Here is a 6,042-nt window from a genome sequence, read left to right on the forward strand (position 1 = left end):
CGGGCTTGCAACCGCCTTGTCTCAGATCGACCGGGTGATGCCGCCGTCAACGCGCAGGTTCTGGCCGGTGATGTAGCCCGCATCCGGCGAGACCAGGAAGGCGATGGCGCCGGCGATCTCGGCGCTCGTCCCGTAGCGTTTCATCGGCACGCTCTGGCGCCGCTCCTCCGTCGCAGGCAGGCTGTCGATCCAGCCCGGCAGAACGTTGTTCATGCGGACATTGTCGGCCGCATAGGTGTCGACGAAGATTTTGGTGAAGGATGCCAGCCCGGCCCGGAACACGGCCGAGGTCGGGAACATCGCGCTCGGCTCGAAGGCCCAAGCCGTCGAGATGTTGACGATCGCGCCGGCCTTCTGCGCCTGCATGATCGGCGCCACCAACCGCACCGGGCGGATGACGTTCATCAGATAGACGTCGAGCCCGCGATGCCAGTCCTCGTCGGTGATCTCGAGGATCGGAGCGCGCGGCCCGTGGCCGGCACTGTTGACGAGCGCGTCGATGCGGCCCCAGCGCTCCATCGCGAGATCGACGAGGCGGCGCAGATCGTCGTTCGACTGGTTGGAGCCGGTGACGCCGATCCCGCCAAGTTCCTGTGCCAGCGCTTCGCCCTTGCCGGACGAAGACAGGATGGCGACCCGGAAGCCGTCCGCCGCCAGGCGCTTCGCCGCGGCGGCGCCCATGCCGCTGCCGCCTGCGGTGACGAGAGCCACTTTTTCTGTCGCCATGCTTGTCTCCACTGTCGCTGCGCAGCACTATCTGGCAGCGCATTCCACGAGCCGGCGAATTTCCTACCACTCCGCTTCGTGCCTGACGAACCAGTTTCACTCGCATCGGCCTGTAGAAAAACTATCGCATGACCGGCCGCATCCATCGCCTGCCCTCGCTCAACGGCCTGCGCGTCTTCGAGGTCGCCTCGCGCCATCTCAATTTTCGCCTCGCTGCCGAGGAGCTCGGGGTCACGCAAGGCGCCGTCGCCCAGCAGATCCGCCAGCTCGAAACGGAGCTCGGCCTCAAGCTCTTCGAACGGCTGCCGCGGACGCTGGCGCCCACTGAGGCCGGGCGAAGCTACGTCGCCTCCGTGCGGCGGGCCTTCGAGCTGATTTCGGACGCAACCGAGGAACTCCGGCCCGCGCCGCTGCACCTGACCATCAGCGTGACGCCGAGCTTCGCCTCGCGTTGGCTCATCCCGCGCCTGCCGGATTTCACCGACGCCCATCCCGGCATCGACCTGCGCATCGTCGCCACCGACCGCCTCTCCGATTTCCGAACCGATGCGGTCGACCTCGCCGTCCGGCTCGGGCGGCCGCCCTTCGGAGCGGGGCTCAGCGCCGAACTGCTCTATGAGCAGAGGATCATCGCCGTCGGCAGCCCGCTCCTGTTGGAAAAGCTCGGCGATCCCGCAGATCCCGGCACCTTCGCGCGCTATCCCTTGCTGCATGACGGCCATGATTTCTGGCCGGCGTTTCTGGGGGCCGTTTTCCCCGCCGCCGCACCGAAGTCCGCCCAGAACATCCGCTTCAACCAGACGGCGCTTGCGCTGGATGCTGCCATCGCCGGCCAGGGCCTGGCGCTGACGAGCCGCTTCCTCGTCGACGACGATATCGCGCGCGGGCGGCTCGTCCCTCTCTTCGGCGCCGAGCTGCCCATCGAGGCCGGCTTCTACATCCTGTCGCCGCGCCGGCCCCGGCATCCGGAGCCGGTCGCAGCCGTACGCGGCTGGCTGACCGAGGCCGCCGGAATGGGCTGACGGCAGCGCAAGAAACTTGCATCCCGCGAGGCGGATTGGAGCGCCTGTTTCGCGCCGCCTGCCCTAACCATGGAACCGACTGACCTGCGAGGCCGCGACCATGCCCGAACTCGATCTTGAGACGCTTCAGGCCGAGATGGCGTCATGGCGGCGGCATCTGCATGCCCATCCCGAATTCGGCTTCGAGGAGGTCGGGACGGCCGCCTTCGTCGCCGCGAAGCTGCGCGAATTCGGGTTCGACGAGGTGGCCGAGGGCGTGGGCGGCACCGGCGTCGTCGGCACGCTGAAGCGCGGCACAGGAAACCGCGCCATCGCGTTGCGCGCCGACATGGACGCACTGCGCATCGCCGAACAGGGCGATCATCCCTACCGCTCGCAGACGCCCGGCGTGATGCATGCCTGCGGCCATGACGGGCACACGGCGATGCTGCTCGGCGCAGCCAAGCTGCTCGCGGCCGAGGGCGGCTTCGATGGCACGGTGCGCTTCCTGTTCCAGCCCGCAGAAGAATGGGGCAAGGGCGCGCTCGCCATGCTCGCCGACGGCCTGATGGAACGCTTTCCCTTCGACGAGATCCATGGCCTGCACAACATGCCCGGCCTCGCCGTCGGACAGTTCCAGACTCGCACCGGGTCGTTCATGTCGGCGGAGGACAATTTCGAGATCGTGCTGAAGGGCGTGGGCGGGCACGCCGCAAGGCCGCATTCCGGCAACGAGGTTCTGGTCGCGGCCTGCGCGCTCGTCACCAGCCTGCAGACCATCGTCTCGCGGCGGCTGAGCCCGGCGGACATCGCCGTGGTCTCGGTGACGGAACTCCTGACCGACGGCACCCGCAACGTCCTGCCCGGAACCGCGCGCATCCTCGGCGACGCCCGCAGCTTCCGGCCCGAGGTCAGCGCCGAGATCGAGCGGCAGATGGGGATCATCGCTCAGGGCACGGCGCAGAGCTACAATCTCAGCGCCGAGCTGCATTACACCCGCGAATTCGTGCCGCTGGTGAACGATGAGACGATGGTGCAGGAGGCATTCGCCGCGGCGCGCACGGTGTTCGACGATGGCGACGTCTCAGTCGCGCGCGAGCCGATGACAGGGTCGGAGGACTTCGCCCGCTTCCTCGACCATGTGCCGGGCTGCTTCGCCTATGTCGGGAACGGCGAGGATTCCGCTCCGCTGCACAATCCCCGCTACGATTTCGACGATCGCGGGCTGATCCACGGCGCACGCTATCACGCCGCCATCGCCCGCCGCAGGCTCTCCCCCGGCTGAGGAGGTCTCAGTTCCGCTTCGGCCGGCGGACGGCCCGGACCGTGCTCTTCGAGGTGCTGCCGCAGAAGAAGAGGTCGTCGCCGTTCGACTCCATGCCCGAGACGCCCTCGCCCGCCGGCATGGCGAGGCTGTCCAGCACCTTGCCCGTGGCGGGATCGACCCGGCGCAGCTCGCTTTCCTCGCCTTCCCAGGTTCCGTGCCAGAGCTCACCGTCGACCCAGGTGACGCCGGTGACGAAGCGGTTGGACTCAATGGTGCGCAACGTCTTGCCGGTCTCCGGATCGATCTGGTGGATCTTGCGATCCCGGTACGCGCCGACCCAGAGCGCTCCCTCGGCCCAGGCCAGCCCGGAATCGCCGCCGCCGCCGGGCGCGGGAATCGTCGACAGCACGGCGCCTGTACGAGGGTCGATCTTCTGGATGCGGTCCTCGGCGATCTGGAACAGATGGCTGCCGTCAAAGGCCGTGCCCGCATGGGCGGCCACGTCGAGGGCGCGCTCCACCTTCCCGCTTGCGGGATCGAGCGCGTTCAACCGGTCGCCTGAGGCGAACCAGACCCGCTCGCCGTCGAAGCTCACGCCATGGATCTTGTCGACGCCCGGAAATGGGCCGTATTCGCGGATGATCTCTGCCTTGGATACCGTCATGGTTCTGCTCCGTAGGGATGGTGACGGTTCGACCCTAGCCACCGCGCCAGGGCGCCGTGAGTAACAAGCTCGTCGCGAAACCGGGGATGGCCGGCATCGTCCAGCGCCGCGCGCGCGCCTGCCCGTAAGACTGCACCTTGCCGGCCGAAGCCAGCTCCTCAAGCGCGCGCTGGACATTGCGCTGGCTGGCGCTGAGGGCCAGAGCGAGCGCCGAACTAGACCAGCTCTCGCCATCGGCGAGAAAGGCGAGCACCGCCGCGTGCCTCTCCTCGACAGGGCGTGCCAGCACGACCAACTCGGGTGCATGGCGCGGCGCCATCGCGAAACCGCCGCGCGTGGCAGCCAGCCTCGCAACCGGCCGCAACGCCGCGCGCAAACGCCCGATCTCGACACGGAGGCGGGCGCGGTGCGATTCATCGGTGAATTTCGCCCCGAACGCCCGCGCAATCAGCACTTCGCGCGACGCATCGGAGGGCCACGCTTCGGCAAGAGCCCGCGCCAGAGCAAAGAGCACCGGACGGGTCGCGAGGGAGACCGATACATGCCTGTCGCGCACGGCGAAGCGGCAAGCATCGACGATCAGGGCGGGCGAGGAGTGCAAAGCTTCGACGTCGCGAAGGCGGAGATTGCACTCTTTGCCGTTCGCGATCAGCCGCGCCGCCGGTGCCTCAAGGGCCGCGGATGCTGCCTCCACCTCGGCCAGCAGCGCCGGGATGCCGCCTCTGCCGGCCGCTTCGCGCGCGTCATCCAGAGCTTCCCGGGCTGCGCCCGCGCGCAATCTGCGCAAGGCGATGCCTGCGGTCGCGAGCCCATGCACGGCCTGGAGCGGCGAAGGCAGCGGCACGGGGTCCATCGCAGCAAGCGCCTGTTCGGCCGCGTCGAGCCGGCCGATCAGCACGAGGCGACGGATGTCGAGATAACGGGCATGCGCGGCATTGATCCGGTCGCCATGGGCCTCCAGCACCGCCGCCGCCGCCGAGAGCCTGCGGGGCGGCCAGATCAGGTCACGCGACGCCAGGGCGATCTCGGCCTCGGCGACCACACAGCGAGCCCGCGCGACGACCTCGCGCGCCCCGAAGCCGCGTGCAGCCCGGCGCAACAGGAGCTTGGCGCGCGGAAAATCGCCAAGCTGCGCCATGGCGATGCCACGCAGGGCCAACGCGGGCGGATCGTCGCGCAAGGCAACGCGGTTCAGGGCGCCCAACGGATCGCCCAAGGCGAGTGCCCGGCCGGCGGCGGTGATCAGCGAGTCCATCGGAATCCCGCCAAACTTGTCACTCCCTTCCCGCGTTCTCTTCGCAGTAGCACCAATCGGCGCGCCGCGGCGAGCGGCGCAGGACATCCGGCGACAGGAGGGAAGCACGATGACGACACATCGTATCGGAACGCGCGAGGAATGGCTGGCGGCCCGGCTCGAACTGCTCGAAGCCGAGAAGCACTACACGCGGCTGGGCGACGCACTGGCGCAACAACGGCAAGCACTGCCCTGGGTCAGGATCGACCGCGACTACCGCTTCGACACCGAAGATGGCGAGGCATCGCTGGCCGATCTCTTCCGAGGACGCTCGCAGCTCCTCGTCTATCATTTCATGTTCGGCCCGGACTATCAGGCGGGCTGCCTGTCCTGCTCGGCCATCGCCGACGGCTTCAACGGCAGTACCACGCATCTGGCCAACCACGACGTGATGCTGTGGGCGGTATCGCGGGCGCCGCTCGCAAAACTCCTCGCCTTTCGCGAACGGATGGGCTGGAGCTTCCCCTGGGCCTCATCGAGCGACAGCGGCTTCAATTTCGACTTCAACGTCTCCTTCACGGAGGAGCAGGAGCGCACCACGGGGATCGACTACAACTTCCGGCACAAGCCGAAATTCGAATGGCGCTCCGGCGGCAATCCGGTGGAGCGCAGCTTCGCGGAGATGGCCGGCACCGATGTCCCCACCTATCACCGCGAGCGCCCTGGCATGAGCGCCTTCATCCGCGAGGACGGCGCGATCTACCACACCTACTCCGCCTATGCGCGCGGGGTGGACGGCATCTGGGCGATGTATGCCTGGCTCGACCGCGCCCCGAAGGGCCGCAACGAGGCAGACGGTCCCTGGTGGCGTCACCACGATCGCTACGAAACAGCTTCGTAAGCGCGGATCGGCGTTGTCCGATCAATCCTCGTCGTCGCGCGGCGGCCGGGCGCCCTCCCCGAGGATTTCGCGTTTGCCGGCGTGGTTAGCGGGGCCGACAATGCCCTCGTTCTCCATGCGCTCCATGATCGAGGCGGCGCGGTTGTAGCCGATCTGGAGGCGGCGCTGGATGTAGGAGGTCGAGGCCTTCTTGTCGCGCAAGACGACGGCGACCGCCTGCTCGTAGGGGTCGTCCGAGTCGACCGAACC

General features: G+C 68.2%; 7 protein-coding genes. 3 read left to right on the forward strand and 4 right to left on the reverse strand.

Going from position 1 to position 6,042, the window contains the following annotated elements; translation table 11 throughout:
* Positions 1 to 21: 21 nt before the first annotated feature.
* Complete coding sequence (locus AC1DDA_RS24020) at positions 22 to 726, reverse strand: SDR family oxidoreductase (protein WP_476780883.1); 705 nt, start codon at positions 724 to 726, stop codon at positions 22 to 24.
* A 128-nt stretch (positions 727 to 854) separates the two neighbouring features.
* On the opposite strand from AC1DDA_RS24020, the gene AC1DDA_RS24025 reads away from it, so the two are divergent.
* The gene (locus AC1DDA_RS24025) at positions 855 to 1,748 is read left to right on the forward strand and encodes a LysR substrate-binding domain-containing protein (RefSeq protein ID WP_476780882.1); all 894 of its coding nucleotides are present in this window, start codon (positions 855 to 857) and stop codon (positions 1,746 to 1,748) included.
* 100 nt (positions 1,749 to 1,848) lie between these two features.
* Complete coding sequence (locus AC1DDA_RS24030) at positions 1,849 to 3,012, forward strand: amidohydrolase (protein WP_476797679.1); 1,164 nt, start codon at positions 1,849 to 1,851, stop codon at positions 3,010 to 3,012.
* Positions 3,013 to 3,019: 7 nt separating this feature from the next.
* Here AC1DDA_RS24030 and AC1DDA_RS24035 read toward each other — a convergent pair whose 3' ends face one another.
* Positions 3,020 to 3,658, reverse strand: coding sequence for a Vgb family protein (locus AC1DDA_RS24035; protein WP_476797680.1), 639 nt, complete (start codon positions 3,656 to 3,658; stop codon positions 3,020 to 3,022).
* A 34-nt stretch (positions 3,659 to 3,692) separates the two neighbouring features.
* Positions 3,693 to 4,913, reverse strand: a complete 1,221-nt coding sequence (locus AC1DDA_RS24040; RefSeq protein ID WP_476797681.1) for a helix-turn-helix domain-containing protein — start codon at positions 4,911 to 4,913, stop codon at positions 3,693 to 3,695.
* 109 nt (positions 4,914 to 5,022) lie between these two features.
* Here AC1DDA_RS24040 and AC1DDA_RS24045 point away from each other — a divergent pair, with 109 nt between their 5' ends.
* Positions 5,023 to 5,793: a DUF899 domain-containing protein gene (locus AC1DDA_RS24045; protein ID WP_476797682.1), complete on the forward strand. Its 771-nt coding sequence runs from the start codon at positions 5,023 to 5,025 to the stop codon at positions 5,791 to 5,793.
* A 21-nt stretch (positions 5,794 to 5,814) separates the two neighbouring features.
* Here AC1DDA_RS24045 and AC1DDA_RS24050 read toward each other — a convergent pair.
* Positions 5,815 to 6,042: DNA translocase FtsK (locus AC1DDA_RS24050; RefSeq protein WP_476797683.1), on the reverse strand; the 228-nt coding region annotated here is incomplete at its 5' end.

This window comes from Allobosea sp. 10N428 (assembly GCF_056394545.1).